Raw genomic sequence first — 15340 nt, forward strand, 5'->3', positions numbered from 1 at the left:
GCATGTGACGAACGTCGTCAGGTATCAGGTGGACGAGCACACCACCGTGGCCTTCGAGATCGACCCTCCGCCGGGCTACCAGCCCGCCGGGGCCAAGGCGGTCGCCGGCTCGGTCCAGGAGGCGCTGGAGCCGGCCATCGAGGCCGCCCGCGTGGTGCTGGCCAAGATCAAGGAAGTGAAGCCGGACGAGGTGCAGGTGAAGTTCGGGATCAAGGTGAGCGGGACCACCAGCTGGATGGTCGCCAAGGCGTCGACGGAGGGCAACTTCGAGGTCACCCTCACCTGGAAGTCCTAGACGAGCGCCGCCGGCCTGGCGAGGCCGGCGGCGGACGTCAGGCCACTTCGCAGGCCGAGCCGCCGAGGGCGAAGGAGGCCGGTTCGGCGGTGTTGCCGTTGTGGGTGGCCTGGAAGCCGAAGGTGGCCGAGCCGCCCGGCGGGATGGTGGCGTTGTAGCCGGCGTCCCGCGCGGTCACGTTGCCGCTGGACGGTGAGACGCCGGCGTTCCAGGCGGAGGTGACGGTCTGCCCGGACGGCAGGGTGAAGGCCAGCGACCAGGTGCCGACCGTGGCCGTGCCGGTGTTGGTGATCGTCACCGCGGCGGTGAACCCCGTGTTCCAGGAGTTCATCGTGTACGTGACCCGGCAGGGGCCGGAAGGCGTCGGGGTCACGGTCGGGGTCACGGTGGGGGAGCTCGTGGGGCCGCCGCCGTCGTCGAGGCCGAGGAACTCGATGGCCAGGGCTGCCATGCCGCCGCCCGGGATGTTGTGGCCGACGCCGTCCAGGCTGATCGCCTCCACAACGGTGCCGTACCGGGTGCGCGTCCAGTTCGACCGGGGGCGGTCGGTGGAGGTGGGGGTCTGGCCGAGGCCGTGGACGTTGGTCCACTGCTTGATCTCCTCGGTGAAGTTCGGGTAGCGCAGGGTGTCGTCCTGGGTGCCGTGCCACACCTGCATGCGCGGCCGGGGGCCGCTGTAGCCCGGGTACGCGGCCCGTACGAGGTCGCCCCACTGCTGGGGCGTCCTGATCAGGGTGCCGTTGGCACAGGAGCTGTTCCAGCCGGAGCCGTCGGTGGTGGCGAAGCAGCCGAACGGCACACCCGCGAACGCGGCGCCCGCCTTGAACACGTCGGGGTAGGCGCCCAGCAGCACGTTGGTCATCATGGCGCCGGAGGACGAGCCGGTGACGTAAACCCGGTCCGGGTCGCCGTTGTTACGCTGCTGGACGTACCTGACCATGGAGACGATCCCCACGGGATCGCTGCCGCCGTCGTGCCTGAGCGCCTGCGGCGAGGAGACGTCGAAGCACGAGCCGCTCCGGGTCGCCGACGGATAGATGACGACGAAACCGTACCGGTCGGCGAGGGAGGCGAACTCGGTGCCGGAGTGGAAGGCGGGGCCGGAGCCGGTGCAGTAGTGCACGGCCACCAGGATCGGCGGCCGGGCCCGCACGTTGCCGGGCACGTACAGGTGCATGCGCAGGTTGGTGGGGTTGGCGCCGAAGTTCGTCACCTCGGTCAGCGCGGCCGGGCGGGCGGGGGACGCGGTGATCAGCCCGGCGACGATCAGCGTCACGGCGACGGCCAGGGCGCCGAGGACTCTGCTCCTGATCCTCATCCGCTCTCCTCTTCTCTTGGACCGCGAGGGTTTCCGAAACATTCCGGAGTCTGACAGAAATGTTTCGGTCGGCAAGCCGCCGGTCGGGCGCCGCCGACGGGCTCGCCCGGGATCTGCGACGATGCCCCCTTCGCCGGGCGGGGTTCGTGAAACTTTCCGCCGGTGTCTAGAGTCGCCTGCGACGGGCGGCGGAGAACGGAGAGACCATGGATGCTGGTCGGGTGCGAGGCTGCGTGCTCGGAGGCGCGATCGGGGACGCCCTCGGCGCGCCGATCGAGTTCGAGTCACTGGCCAGGATCCGCGCCCTGCACGGCCGCGCGGGAGTGACCGGCCCGGTCGCGGACTGGCGGGGGAAGATCGGGCTGGTCACCGACGACACCCAGCTGACGCTCTTCACCCTGGAGGGCATCATCCGCGCCGACGTGCGCGCCACGCTCAAAGGCTTCTGTCACGCGCCCTCCGTGCTGCGCTCGGCCTACCTGCGCTGGCTGGACACCCAGAGGTACGACGCGCCGCCGCCCGGCCAGGGCGTGCATCACCGTACGGGATGGCTGCGTGAGCAGGGATGGCTCTACTCCCGCCGCGCCCCCGGCAACGCCTGCCTGTCCGGGCTCCGTGTCGAACCGGACCACTACGGATCTCCCGGCCTGCCGGGGCAGATCAACCCGCGCTCCAAAGGCTGCGGCACGGTCATGCGGTCGGCGCCGTTCGGGCTGATGGGCGGCTCACCACGGCAGGCCTTCGAGCTGGCCGCCGAATGCGCGCAGATCACCCACGGGCACCCCACCGGCCAGCTGGCGGCCGGCGCCTTCGCCGTGCTGATCCACCACCTGGTGCACGACGCGCCGCTGGCCGACGCGGTGACGGGCGCCCTGGAGGTCCTGGCCGCCTACCCGGCGCACGAGGAGACCACGGCGGCGCTCCGGGCCGCGACGGCCCTCGCCCGCCAGGGCGACCCGAGCCCGGAGAAGCTGGAGACCCTCGGCGGAGGCTGGGTCGCCGAGGAGGCGCTCGCCATCGCCGTCTACTGCGCGTCGGCCCAGCCCGACGGCGAGCGCGCGCTGCTCCTGGCGGTCAACCATTCGGGCGACAGCGACTCCACGGGCGCGATGTGCGGCAACATCCTGGGTGCCGTCCACGGCGAACCGGTGCTGCCCGGCGAGTGGCTGAACACCCTGGAGGGACGCGCCACCATCACCGAACTGGCCGACGACTTCGTCACCCAGCTGACCCAGGGCCGCCGGACCACCGGGCGCACGGACTGGCTTGCCAAGTATCCGGGCGCCTGACCTGGTCTCAGCGTGCCCTGCCTGGGTGCTGTCTTAAAGTGTGGATGGAAGGCTCCCCGGCAGTGGTCTACTGCCGCATCACCTTGGTGGGCAGGACCCCGAATCCAGCCCGCACCAGCAGACGCCGGGCGTACGGTCGCCCTCGATTCCGCAGGCATTCGCGATGGTCCGGCTGTCGTCCCAGGCGTTTTACCGCGTCCTGCTTTCCCGGGCGCCACGTGTCCGGCTCCGTGGGAAATCCGTGATCCGTTTAGATTCGGATTGGGGAAAAATCAGCCAATTATCGCGACCGTAACTTGCTGTAGTCGAACGACTTCGATGGATTGAGTGCGAGAACTATCGAGCAAAACGGCTGAGTGCCGACCTTTACTCCTCCGGGGCGGGTATGTCCATCGTTCCTGCATAGTGTGAAAGGGATTCCAGCGCCATACTGCCGTCAACCGGCAACGTCGTGGTGTTTCAAGTACGGGCCCCTGTCCGGAGTTCAGAGAAGGATCTCGTGATGAAACTTACGAATATTCTCGCTGCCAGCGCCATGGCGGCGACAGCCCTCGTCACCCCTATGGCGACAACGGCTCAGTCCGCTGCCGCCGGCATCCCGGCCCAGGTGTCCACCACGCAGACCGTGTCCGACGTGCACCCCTGCAAGTACCACAAGAGGCCGAAGAAGTGCCGCGCCCGCGGGCACGGTGGCGGACATGGCAAAGAAGGCAAGATCAAGATCGACATTCGGATCGATAATCAGAAACCCGACAAGGAAGGCCCGAAGCCGGGAGAGCCCAAGCCCGGAGAGCCGAAGCCGGGAGAGCCGAAGCCTGGCGAGCCCAAGCCTGGCGAGCCGAAGCCGGGAGAGCCCAAGCCGGGAGAGCCGAAGCCGGGAGGGCCCAAGCCTGGCGAGCCGAAGCCAGGAGAGCCGAAGCCGGGCGGCATCGACGTTAGGTAGGCCCAATCAGGTCTCTAGGAGAGCGGCGCCAACAGAGAGGTCGAAAAGTAGAAGAGAAAAATCTAAAGTCTTGGACATAAAGAAGCCGTGGCATCCGAAGGTGAAAGGCGAGGGCGGTGAATTGGCCGCAACGCCCGCCGGTCGTCGAATGCGGCCCGCTCCACCGGGTGTCGTCTCGCCGGTGGGTGATCTACGGCGCCGCTCCGGGGATGAGGTCGTCGCCCTTGAGGGCGATCAGGCCACGCCGGCACACGGCCCAGCGCACGTCGTCGCTGCCGCCGTCGCGCAGGACCACGCTCGCGTAGATCGACTCGGGGCAGGAGATGCCATGCTGATTGCAGCCGCCTCTTGCGCCTACGCCGGCCGGATCGTTGTACCAATCACGGCCTTGAGGCGGAAGGGTCACCAGCACCTCGGATCTCATGTCGCCACCGTATGGACGTCGAGCCTCCGTGACAATGCCTGCCAGGTAACGGGCAGGCCCGCCGTCCTGTCCCCGTTCCGCTGATCAGGCAGCCGTCGGTCCAGAGGCATGCACGGGACCTGCACATTCGTCTGCTTGGCTGTGGGCATGACCGACAGTCGCTCCCGCCCCGACCCGATCGCCTATCTCGACCAGGTCGCCGCGAGCCCGCCGGGCCGGGCGTACAAGCGGCACGTTCTGGACCTGCTCGACCTCCGGCCCGGGCAGCGGGTGCTCGACCTCGGCTGCGGCCCGGGGACGGACCTCGCCGCCATGGCCGGCCTGGTCGCGCCGGACGGCCTGGTCGTCGGGGTCGACCGGGATCCGGTGATGCTCGCCGAAGCCCGCGCTCGTACGGCGCGGCACCGGCTGATCGAGATCCGTGGCGGCGACGTGCACGAGCCGCCGTTGCCGGACGGCAGCGTCGACCGGGCCCGCACCGACCGGGTGCTGCAGCACGTGGAGGATCCGTCGCGAGTGCTGGCCGAGTTCCGGCGGGTGGCCCGGCCCGGCGGGCGGATCGTCCTGGCCGAGCCGGACTGGGAGGGGTTGCTGATCGACTCCCGCGAGCCGGCCGTCGGCAGGGAGCTGACCCGGTTCATCGCGACGGAGAGGGTCCGCAACGGGACCGTGGGTCGTGGCCTGACGCGGCTGTGCGCGGAGGCGGGGCTCGGTGTGCGGGCCGTGGTGACGGTGGCGCCGGTCTACCGCGACTTCGACACCGCCGACCAGGTCTTCGGCCTGCGCCGCAACGTGGCCCGGGCCATCGATGCCGGTTATCTGGACGCCGACGCCGAGCGGTGGATCGAGGGCGTAGCCGCCGGGCCGTTCCTGGCCACCGCGCTGCTGTTCCTGGTGGCGGCGGAGGTCCTGACCTGACGGGAGGTTACGAATGGGGCGGATGTATTGATCGGGGAGGGATCGGGCTGTTAGACAAGGGCAGCGGTTCTCGCCCTGAGGAACGGTGGTTCCACCCGTGCAGCAGTCCGTTCTCACCACAGTCATGCTTCCCGCCGCACTCGCGCTGATCATGTTCGGGCTGGGGCTGTCGCTCACGCCGCAGGACTTCGCGCGGATCGCCACCCGCCCCAAGGCCGTGGTCATCGCCCTGGTCGCCCAGCTGCTCGTCCTGCCGGTCGTCTGTTTCGGGCTCGTCGTGCTGTTCGGGCTGGAGCCGCTGCTCGCCGCCGGCATGATGCTGCTCGCGGCCTCGCCCGGCGGGACGACCGCGAACCTCTACAGTCACCTGTTCGGCGGCGACGTGGCGCTGAACGTCAGCCTCACGGCGGTGAACTCGGTGCTGGCCGCGTTCACCCTGCCTGTCGTGGTCAACCTGTCGCTGGACCACTTCGTCGGATCGGGGCGGGACATCGGGCTGCAGGCCGACAAGGTGGTGCAGGTCTTCGCCATCGTGCTGGTTCCGGTCGCGATCGGCATGATCGTACGGCGCTTAGGCGCGAGGTTCGCGGACCGGATGGACAATCCGGTCAGAATCCTGTCGGCGATCGTCCTGGCCGCCGTGATCGTCGGGGCGATCGTGCAGGAACGGGAGCGGCTGGGCGGCTACCTCGCCTCCGTCGGCCTGGTGGCGTTGCTGTTCAGCGCGATCAGTCTCACCATCGGTTACTGGCTGCCGCGCCTGTTCAAGGTGGAGCGGCGGCAGGCGATCGCGTCCGGCATGGAGATCGGCATCCACAACAGCACGCTGGCCATCACGATCGCGCTCAGCCCGTCGCTGCTGGCCAACTCGACGATGGCCGTGCCACCGGCGGTCTACGGCGTGCTCATGTTCGGCACCACGCTGGTCTTCGGCTACCTCGTCCGCCGCCGCGTGACCGAGCCCGACGATCGGCTGCCGGCCGCCGGCTGAACGGACGAGTTCACAGGCCGAGCAGCGCCGCGGTCCTCGACCGTTCGGGTGCGCCGATGGCCGTGAACAGCGCGTGGGCCTGTTCCCAATGCGCCCTTCCCTCGCTCGGCACGGCATGACCGAGCGTCACCAGGATGCGCGCGTACTCCAGCCGCTGCCCGGATCGCCGCGCGAGGTCCAGGGCGTGCTCGCACGCTTCCACGCACTGCTCGCCGTCGCCCGCCGCCAGGTGGACGGCGGCGAGTAGGCCGTGCAGCCGTGGCAGATCCAGGGGAGTGAGCGTGAGTCCCGGCTCCAGCAACCGGTCCAGCTCTTGACGCGCGTCCGCCGCCCGGCCCTGGCGGTGGTGGAACTCAGCGCGGCCCAGCAGCACCTGGTCCAGGTCCGTCCCGGTGTTCTCGCTGAGCTCCAGCGCGGCGTCCAGGCGGGCGAGCGCGGCGTCCGCCCTGCCGAGCTCCAGCTCCGCTCCCGCCATGCCGGTGAGCGAGGCGATCTGGCACCGCTTGTTCTCGACCTCCCCGGCGATGGCCAGGCCCCGGCCGAAGGCGTCGATCGCCTGCTCGTAACGGCCCGCGTCACGATGCGTCCAGCCGAACGTCTCGTACGTCACCGCCTCGGCGTACCGCAGACCGGCGGCCTGAGCCACGGCCAGCGCCTCGTCAAGGGCTTCCAGCGCCTCGGGGAGACGGGCCTGTTTCCAGCGTACGAGGGCGAGATTGACCAGGGTCAGCGTCCGGAGATGCCGGTCGCCGGACTCGTCGGTCAGGGGGAGGCAGGCCCGCAGGCATTCCTCGGCGCGGTTCAGCCGGGCGAGCATGAGGTGGGCCGAGGCCAGGTTGTTCAGTCCGCGTGCTTCGCCACGTTTGGACCCCAGCGCGTGATGGATCTCCACGGCCCGCTGGTATCGCGGGATGGCCTTGTGCGGCTCTCCCAGCTGTTTGCACACCACGCCGCAGCCTTGCAGTGCCATGGCCTCACCCTGCGGCCACGCCGCCCGCTGGGACAGCTCCAGCGCGCGTTCGTAATGATCCATGGCGCTCGTGAGATCGGTCATGCGCCATCGGGCCAGCCCGATCGAATGGCACATCGCGGCCTGCCCCCGGAGGTCCCGCTCCTTCTCGGCGGCGGCCAGCGCGATCTCCGCGAGACGGAGCCAGTCGCCACGCGTACGCCGGTGATGCAGGACGTCTTTCATGGCCTCGACCAGCAGCCACGCGTACGGCCGTGGCCCGTGCGCGGCGGCGTGCGACACGGCGGCCACGAGGTTGTCCCACTCGGTGTCGAGCCAGTCGAGGGCGTCCGGCGCGGTGCCGAAGGTCGTCGGGGTCACCTCCGGCCGCGCATGATCGTAGGCGAGCTCCGGGACCTCGAAGCCGGCCACTTCGACCGCGCCGATGACCGTACGCAGGTAGTAGTCGAGCAGCCGCCGGACGGCGGCCTCCCGCTCGGTCGCGGAGTCCTCCTCGAGGCTGCGTTGCGCGGCGTACTCCACCACCAGGTCATGAGCGGCGAAACGCTGCGGGCCGGTCTCACTGATCAGGTGGATCCGCGCCGCGGCGCCGAGCAGGTCCTCCGCCCGCTCGCGGCTCGTTCCCGTCAGGGCGGCCGCCGCGGCCGCGGAGATGTGGCCGCCTCCCGCCACGCCGAGCAGGCGGAACATCCGCCGCGCCGCCGGCGGCAGCGCCCGGTGCGACAGATCGAGAGCAGCCTGTACGGCGACGCTCTCGTGGCCCTCCACGCGTAACCTCACCAGCCGCCCACGGTCGGCGAGCTGGCGGACGTAATGGGCGATCATCCGGTGCTCGTGGTCGCCGATCCAGGACACCGCGATGGACAGCGCCAGCGGCAGCCGGCCGCAGAGCGTCATGAGTTCCTCCGCGGCGTCCGGCTCCCGGCGCAGCCGGTCCTCGCCGATGCCCTGGGAGAGCAGCCGGCGCGTCTCCTCACGGTCCAGCACGTCCAGCGTGAGGCGCTCGACCCCGTCCAGAGCCGTCAGGCTTCCCAGCCGGTAACGGCTCGTCACGACGGCATGGCAGCCGGGGTCACCGGGCAGCAACGCGCGCACCTGCGCCGGCTCGGCGACGTCGTCCAGGACCACCAGCACGCGCCGCCCCGCCAGAAGCGAGCGATAGAGGGCGATCTGAGCGTCCAGCTCGACCGGTATGTCCTTCGCCGCCACACCGAACCCTTGCAGCAGCAGCTGCAGCGCCTCGGACAACGACATCGGCTCCCGCTGGTCGAAGCCCCGCATGTCGAGGAACACCTGCCCGTCAGGAAAGCGTTCGCTCACGGAATGCGCCCAGTGAATCGCCAGCGCGGTCTTCCCCACACCGGCGGGGCCGACCACGAGCGTCACCCGGCCGGCGTCCAGTCGCCGCAGCGCCGCCGCGCGGCCGACGAAGCGGCTGCTCGCGGGCGGCAGCTGGCGGGGCACCGGCGCCGGCCCGGCGCTCTCCGCCGCCGGTTCCCCCGCCAGCATCCGCTGGTGCAGCCGCTGCAGCTCGGGGCTCGGATCCACCCCGAGATCGCGTACGAGCCGAGCCCGGAAATCCTGGTACACCTCCAGCGCGTCGGGAAGACGGCCGTCGTCGTGGAGCGCCCGCATGAGCAGGGCGTGTGGCCGCTCCCGCAGCGGCTGCTCGGTGAGGAGCCGCGTGAGTCCCGGGATGGCCGCCCGGCCCCGCCCCATGCCCAGCAGCGCCGCCGCGCGCCCCTCGGCCGCCTCGCATCTGAGCTCCTCGAGCCGGTATCGCTCCACCTGCGCGGCAGGGCCGGTCAGATCGGTGAAGGGGTCGCCGCGCCACAGCGCGAGAGCCTGGTCGTACAGGTCCGTCGCGTCCGGATGGCGGCCGTCCTCCATCGCCCGGCGGGCGCTTTCCACCAGAGAGGCGAGCTCCTCGGCGTCCACCGCCGCTCCCGCGTGGAGCAGGTATCCCGGGCTTCGGGTGAGGATGACGTCCCGCCCATGAGGGCCGAGCGCCCGCCGGAGCTCCGCGATCAGGGCGCGCAGCCGTGCCGGGGCCGAAGGCGGCAGGTCGTCGCCCCAGAGGTGGTCGGCCAGCCGCCCCGCGGACACCACGCGACCGGCGTCCAGGAGCAGGGCCGCGAGCAGCGCCCGCTGCCTGCCGGTCAGATGCGCGGTCCGGCCGTTCACGACGATCTCCAGAGGGCCCAGAAGGAGGAACCGGACATCAGGCGAGGACACCGACCAGACGGTAGTCCACCCACCCCTTGAAGATCAATTTCCCGTGCCGCATCCATGCGGGATCCATGCGCACGCCTGCCACAGTGCCCGAAATCCCATCTCAAGAGATTGGCTGATGCGCGGATGAGGCCACGACTCAAAGGCATCGCCTGGGAGCGGGTCGGGGATGAGCTGCGGCTGGTGTACGACCCACGCGACCAGCTGATTCTGACCGACCCCGACGGGACGGTGGAGAAGCTCATCGGCCTGCTCAGCGAGGGCGGCAGGACCGTCGCCGAGCTCGCGGACGAGCTGTCGCTGGACGAGGCCGACGTACGGGGCGCCGTCGCGGCGTTCGACGCCGAGCGGCTGCTGGAGGACGGCGACCGGCTCGGCCTGCTGGAGCCCGCCGACGCCGAACGGTATTTCAGCAACCTGGCCTTCTTCGAGTCGTTCAGCGGCCTCGACCACAGCCGCGAGGACCTGCAGCGCCGCCTCCGCGCAGCACACGTCCTGGTGCTCGGCACGGGGGGCCTCAACTCCAACACCATCCCGCACCTCGCCGGGCTCGGCGTGGGCGCGATGACGCTGCTCGACCGGGACACCGTGGAACCGCGCAACTTCGCCCGGCAGTACCTCTACCGCCAGGACGACATCGGCGCGCGCAAGGTCGAACGCGCCGCGGCGTGGGTCAGGGCCTTCGATCCGGCCATCGAGGTCGAGGCGATCGACGCCGACGTCGCGGGACCGGAGCAGCTCGCCGCCCTGATCCGCCGCATCGGGCCCGACGTGGTGGCCTCGGGCATCGATCGGCCGAACCGGATCGACCTCTGGGTGAACGAGGCCTGCGTGCGCCATGGCGTGCCGTTCGTCCGTGGCGGCATATCGGTCACCACCGGGACGGTCTGGTCGGTGAACCCGGGCGTCAGCGCGTGCCGCGCCTGCGTACCGGCCGACCCCTCCAACCCGGACGACTTCCCCGACCCGGACGACCCAACCCTCGCGAGCGCCATCGCCGCCAACCGCCTGTTCGTCAGCAGACCGACGGTCAACCGCGGCATCGGGCCGGTCGCCGGCCTGCTGGGGGCCTTCGGCGCCTTCGAGGTGCTGCGCTACCTGACCGGCTTCGAGCCACCGGCGTACGCCGGTCGGCCACTCACCATCGACTTCGCGCACGGCTGTGCGACGAGTCAGGACGAGTGGCCACGTGACCCCGACTGTCCGATATGCGGAGGGAGGTGATCCATATGAAGATCGAGATCAAGCGAGTCGAGAACACCCGGCTCACGGGGCTCATCCACCCCGATTCCTGAGAATCGGCCGAAGGGCCGCACTCCTGCCGATCGGGGTGCGGCCCTTTCCCGCCTGTCCCTGCCCTGCTCCGCAGGGGTCCGATTCCTCCCCGCCTGAAGGCGGGGGTTCCTTGGAGATTTCCGATGACCGCATTCCTGGACGAGGAGCTGCGCGAGCGGGCCGCACGGCTGACGGTGTCCTTCGACGGTGAGGCGTGGATCCTCGGTCGTGCCGAGTCGGGCGTCTTCGTCGCGGTGCCGGAACCGGGCGCGGTCTTCGTGACCACGCTCCAGGAGACCGGCTCGCTGGCCGAGGCCACCGCCCGGGCCGGCGAGATCGCGGGCGAACCGGTGGACGGCACCGACTTCATCGACGGCCTCACCGCCGCGGGGCTGCTCGACCCGCCGGCCGAGGTGACCGGTGGTCGCGGGCAAATCAGATGGATCGAAGGGGTCAGCCCGCGAACCGCCGCCCGGTTGTTCGGGCCCGCCGCCTGGTCGTGCTACGGGGCCGCCGCCGTGGTCGTGGTGGCTCTCATGCTGCTGCGCCCCGAACTGCGTCCCTCCTGGGACGACGCCTGGCTGTTGCCCAGCCCCGGCCTGTCCGCGTTCACCTGGCTGCTGTTCGGCATCGCGTTCGGTGCTCTGCACGAGTCGTGGCACTGGCTCGCCGGACGCGCGATCGGCGTACCGGCGATCTTCCGGGTCAGCTATCGGGGCGTGTACGTCGTGTACGAGACGGACCTCACCCAGATCGTCACGGTGCCGCGCGACCGCCGCTACGGGGTCTACCTGGCGGGCATGGCCATCGACACCGTCGTCGTGGCCACGGCCCTGGGCCTGCGCCTGCTCGATCCGCCCGCCGCCGTCGACGACGTCCTGGCCGCCGTGGTGCTCTTCCAGCTCCTCGGCATCGTCTGGCAGTGGGCCGCGCTGCCGCTGCGCAGCGACTCGTACGCGCTGCTCGCGAACGCGCTGCGCTGCCACAACCTCTACCGGACGACCTGGCTGACCGCCAAGGCCAAGCTGTTCCGGCTCACCCCGGACGAGGCCACCGAGCTGTCCGAGATGAGCGCGCGTGATCTCCAGGTCGCCCGGTGGTTCGTGGTGCCGTACGTCGCCGGGATCGCCGCCATGGCCTGGATACTCGTCACGGGCGTGCTGCCGCTGGCCGTCTCACTGGGAGGCTGGGCGCTGACCCAGTTCGGCGCCGGCCCGATCGGCTCGGCGGGCTTCTGGGAGGCGCTCGCCGTGGCCGTGTACATAGCCGTACAACTCGGCCTCCCCCCACTGCTCGCCCTCCGCGAGCGCCGCCTGCGCCGGGCCGGCGAACTCCTCTGAGGCCACCCTCCGAACCTTCTGAGATCCGTAGGGAAGCTGAAGCTCTGTCAGCGGTGTTCCGCCCTGGTCAAGCGGTGGATGTTGATCGATGGTGCCACGTCATCCTCCCAGCTTGTCAGCTGGCAATGGACGGAGAGCATAGCCGCACCGCATCGAGATCCACGAGTACCTCATAGCAGTCCTCCGCGAATCGCGGGAGCGCCTCCGCAGCCGGATCGAAGAGTCGCGCGAACAGGTGCATTGTCCCATCGGGCTCGTTCACGCCGTCCGGGCTGTCAACTTCACTCACCCGCCGAAAACCATCGCCGAGCTCTCACCATAGGCAACTGGTCAAGACTGGCATGCTGTTTTCATCACAAAAGGCTGGCTCCTCTGCCGCCCCCGGGCGCGGCCCGTCGTTGCTGTATGGGCTCGTTACCGCCTCCTAGGCGAAGATACAGATGCACGCACCCGCCGTGGATAAGACGATGGATTATTTGTTCACGCGAGCGGCCGTTGCGATTCATGAGCCTTATTCAATTGGATGCACTCGCCGAAGTTGTGCATTGATCCTGTGACCCGACGTCCCCTGATGGCCTAAAGCGGGTGAATGCGGATGATATCAACATGAAGCTGACATAAATAATTGCGAACTAAATGACTGAGCTTTCAGTCGTAGTTGATGTAAGCAAATACCGGAGGCGGTCTAGCTGCCCCGGCTTCCCCTGGAGGAACGCCATGTCGTCCACCATATTGAGGGCCACCGTCTACCGGATCACCGGCGTCAGGCCAACCATGGAGGGCATGTTCGACGCCACTACCTCCGGTCGCCTGACCGGGCCGGGCGTCGATTTCCACCCGTTCGAGATAGCCGGCGCTCCGGCCCTTCTCTACTACAGCCAGCGGCCCACCACTGAACCTGACTGGTGTCCAAGGCTGTCCCAGCTCACGGGGCTGCCCCTCGTCCTCCTCAAGCAGGAGGCGGAGGCAGTGCTCGTCGTCGCCGTCGACGGTCACATCTACGCACTTGGCTTCGGCCAGGGTTATTTGTCCATCTCCGACATAAAGGAGCGCAGCTTCGGTCTTCGCTGCGCGCTACGCACCGTCGACCCGGGCCAGGTCCGGGATGTCGTCCGCCGGACAATCGGCGGCTTCTCCCGCCAGGACTCGACGATGGCCCCGGGCGGGATTCCTATCGGCGTCGTCGGTGTGCGCGGCTACACCGAGCTGGTCAAGAGGCTCGGCGGCCTGATCAAAGCATCTGATCTGGGCCTCAACCACCGTGAGTCGATTTCCGTCGAAGGCGGCGACGGGCTTCGACTCCCGATCCCCCTGGAGCAGACGAGGTTCCTGGCACTGCTGCGGCGCCTCAACGAAATCCGCGACCGACAGGTGCGTCCCGAATTCGAGTCGCTCGAGGCCATCCGACCGGTGAGCGACGAGGTGCTGTCCCAGCGACTAGACGCGCTGCTGGACGAAGGGCTACGAGAGAGCGGCGACATCCGGGTGCAACTCGTCATTCCGGCGGATCTCGGCGAGCGTCGCCATAGTTGTCGCTCCTACCTCATCAAAGTCGGCAGCGCGGCCATTGTCAGAGATGAGCTTGACCTGGCTGACCTGCGGTGGCGCTGCAAAGTCCAGTACAGCAGCACGCCTGTCGCCGCACTCCGGAAGGGGCGCATCGCCATGTGCTCCGACAGCGAAGGCACGCAGTCGATCGGCCACACCTCGGCGATCCGTTGGATCGAGGCCACCGTGTCAATCGGGCCGCGTTTCTACCAGCTCAGTGACGGCGAATGGTACGAATGCGGCACTGTCTATCTAGATTCGATCAAACGTCGATTGAGCGACTTGATCGTGGAGCAGCCAGAGCTCGCCATGTTGCCGTGGCATCCGGACGAGACCGAAGAGGATTACAACAAGCGGATGCAGCGCCACTTCGGCCCGGCCAAGTACGTCTGCCTCGACCGGAACCTCTTCCAGACGCCCCAGCACAGCAGGGGCAGGGGAATGGAGGCATGTGATGGATTCACCGACCGGCACACTCTGGTCCACGTGAAGGCGGCCGCCAGCTCCGAACCGCTAGGACATCAGTTCAACCAGGCGCTCATCTCAACCCAGGCCCTGTTCGAGGAGGCGGAGGCGCGAGCCAAGTTCAGTGCCAAGGTGTCGATGCTCAGCGGCGGTCGGCTCACGGTGCCGGAGGACTTCAAGCCCAAGAAGGTCACGCTGGCAATCCTCCTCAAGGGTAAAAAACTGACCCCCGACTCGCTTTACCCGTTCGCGCAGGTGGCGCTCGTGAACCTCGCTGACACGCTCATGCGGCAGTACGGAGTGACGGTCGAGGTCGCCGCCATCCCAGTCGAGTCGGGTTACGACACGGAGGCCGCATAACAGAGGGTTTCGGCGGACGCGACGTTCCCCTGTGCAGGCCCACAGGGGCTTCGATCAGTAGTTCGATCAGGCTCCCGATGAAGCGACGCGAACGGAGGTCTCAGAATGACCGATGAGCTACAGGGCCCTACGAACCAACGCTATCTCGTGCTTGGAGGAACAACTTGGCCACGCCCGGCTTCATGGCATAGCACGTCGGCTGACCCTCCCACCAGTAGAACGGGTACCTGCGACCCGATGCCTGATATGAGCGGTGCAGCCCACTGATAGCACCCGCAATGGAGTGTGACCCGGAGAAAACATCGTCGGTGAGTCGGCAAATGTCGTCTACGCTGAGTTGCCGGCCGGGGTGGTCGATGAGCAGGTCGAAGAAGATCTTTGTCTTGTCCTCGATTGGCTGGTAGAAGGCTTGAGCAGCCGTGGTTCTGGCGTCTCCACGGAACAGTAACGGAACGGGAAAGGGAACGAGGGAGAACGCGACCGTATCCCTCCGTGCCGAGGACGCTCACCGTCCGTCTGATCCCTCGGCATTTCATGCTGCACGAGGTCGGCAAGGCTGAGACGCTTCCCTTGCGTTGCACTGGTTAGATGGCAAGCGCCACCAGGAATCATCGCGGTCGCAGAAACCTTGCTCGGAGTCACTATCACGTACGTGTTCCAGGCTCGTGCGGCGAGGAAAGCCCACCAGGCCGCGCGAGGAGAAAGACTCTGCAGAGTGATTGGCCGCATACAGCGTCTTCGCCGGCGCGTTGACCGACTTCCGGAAGAGTCAGAATGACCGGTGGCATCGCGAGCAGGAAAACCTTAAGCCAGGCGTTCATATCAGCACGGGACAATTCATACCCAAAGCGAGCTGAGATGCCACCTCGGCCCTCTTTGGACTGCGCCTTGCGGCGGCGAACTGGACACTCAGCGAACTCGCATCTGCCGCGCTGAAACTTACAGAGGAAATCCCATCGGCCGCCGATGGGC

General features: G+C 68.5%; 12 protein-coding genes. 8 read left to right on the top strand and 4 right to left on the bottom strand.

Annotated features, from left to right (window positions below; translation table 11 throughout):
• Positions 1-4 precede the first annotated feature (4 nt).
• Positions 5-295: a CU044_2847 family protein gene (locus ACTMTF_RS04065; RefSeq protein WP_441109272.1), complete on the top strand. Its 291-nt coding sequence runs from the start codon at positions 5-7 to the stop codon at positions 293-295.
• A gap of 37 nt (positions 296-332) precedes the next feature.
• Here the strand turns inward: ACTMTF_RS04065 and ACTMTF_RS04070 are convergent, their stop codons facing one another.
• Entirely contained in the window at positions 333-1613 is a 1281-nt protein-coding gene (locus ACTMTF_RS04070) for an extracellular catalytic domain type 1 short-chain-length polyhydroxyalkanoate depolymerase (protein WP_441109273.1), read from the bottom strand.
• 206 nt (positions 1614-1819) lie between these two features.
• Here ACTMTF_RS04070 and ACTMTF_RS04075 point away from each other — a divergent pair, with 206 nt between their 5' ends.
• Positions 1820-2902 (top strand): ADP-ribosylglycohydrolase family protein, encoded by a 1083-nt coding sequence (locus ACTMTF_RS04075; protein ID WP_441109274.1) that lies wholly within the window; start codon positions 1820-1822, stop codon positions 2900-2902.
• A gap of 502 nt (positions 2903-3404) precedes the next feature.
• Positions 3405-3845: a hypothetical protein gene (locus ACTMTF_RS04080; protein ID WP_441109275.1), complete on the top strand. Its 441-nt coding sequence runs from the start codon at positions 3405-3407 to the stop codon at positions 3843-3845.
• Between the two features lie 190 nt (positions 3846-4035).
• Here the strand turns inward: ACTMTF_RS04080 and ACTMTF_RS04085 are convergent, their stop codons facing one another.
• Entirely contained in the window at positions 4036-4269 is a 234-nt protein-coding gene (locus tag ACTMTF_RS04085; protein WP_397000066.1) for a hypothetical protein, read from the bottom strand.
• 147 nt (positions 4270-4416) lie between these two features.
• Between ACTMTF_RS04085 and ACTMTF_RS04090 the strand changes: the two genes are divergently transcribed.
• Both ACTMTF_RS04090 and ACTMTF_RS04095 read left to right on the top strand, forming a co-directional pair.
• Entirely contained in the window at positions 4417-5187 is a 771-nt protein-coding gene (locus ACTMTF_RS04090) for a methyltransferase domain-containing protein (protein WP_441109276.1), read from the top strand.
• A gap of 97 nt (positions 5188-5284) precedes the next feature.
• Positions 5285-6178, top strand: a complete 894-nt coding sequence (locus ACTMTF_RS04095) for a bile acid:sodium symporter family protein (RefSeq protein ID WP_441109277.1) — start codon at positions 5285-5287, stop codon at positions 6176-6178.
• A 10-nt stretch (positions 6179-6188) separates the two neighbouring features.
• Here the strand turns inward: ACTMTF_RS04095 and ACTMTF_RS04100 are convergent, their stop codons facing one another.
• Positions 6189-9383 (bottom strand): BTAD domain-containing putative transcriptional regulator, encoded by a 3195-nt coding sequence (locus ACTMTF_RS04100; protein WP_441109278.1) that lies wholly within the window; start codon positions 9381-9383, stop codon positions 6189-6191.
• 123 nt (positions 9384-9506) lie between these two features.
• Between ACTMTF_RS04100 and ACTMTF_RS04105 the strand changes: the two genes are divergently transcribed.
• From ACTMTF_RS04105 to ACTMTF_RS04115, 3 genes are all read left to right on the top strand, one after another.
• On the top strand, positions 9507-10604 hold the full coding sequence (locus ACTMTF_RS04105) for a HesA/MoeB/ThiF family protein (protein ID WP_441109279.1): 1098 nt from the start codon (positions 9507-9509) through the stop codon (positions 10602-10604).
• Between the two features lie 194 nt (positions 10605-10798).
• Positions 10799-11995 (top strand): hypothetical protein, encoded by a 1197-nt coding sequence (locus tag ACTMTF_RS04110; protein ID WP_441109280.1) that lies wholly within the window; start codon positions 10799-10801, stop codon positions 11993-11995.
• 717 nt (positions 11996-12712) lie between these two features.
• The gene (locus tag ACTMTF_RS04115) at positions 12713-14368 is read left to right on the top strand and encodes a DUF6119 family protein (RefSeq protein ID WP_441109281.1); all 1656 of its coding nucleotides are present in this window, start codon (positions 12713-12715) and stop codon (positions 14366-14368) included.
• Between the two features lie 127 nt (positions 14369-14495).
• Here the strand turns inward: ACTMTF_RS04115 and ACTMTF_RS04120 are convergent, their stop codons facing one another.
• Positions 14496-14813, bottom strand: a complete 318-nt coding sequence (locus ACTMTF_RS04120) for a DUF6416 domain-containing protein (protein WP_441109819.1) — start codon at positions 14811-14813, stop codon at positions 14496-14498.
• Positions 14814-15340 lie beyond the last annotated feature (527 nt).

This window comes from Nonomuraea sp. ZG12 (assembly GCF_052068115.1).
Taxonomy (GTDB): domain Bacteria; phylum Actinomycetota; class Actinomycetes; order Streptosporangiales; family Streptosporangiaceae; genus Nonomuraea.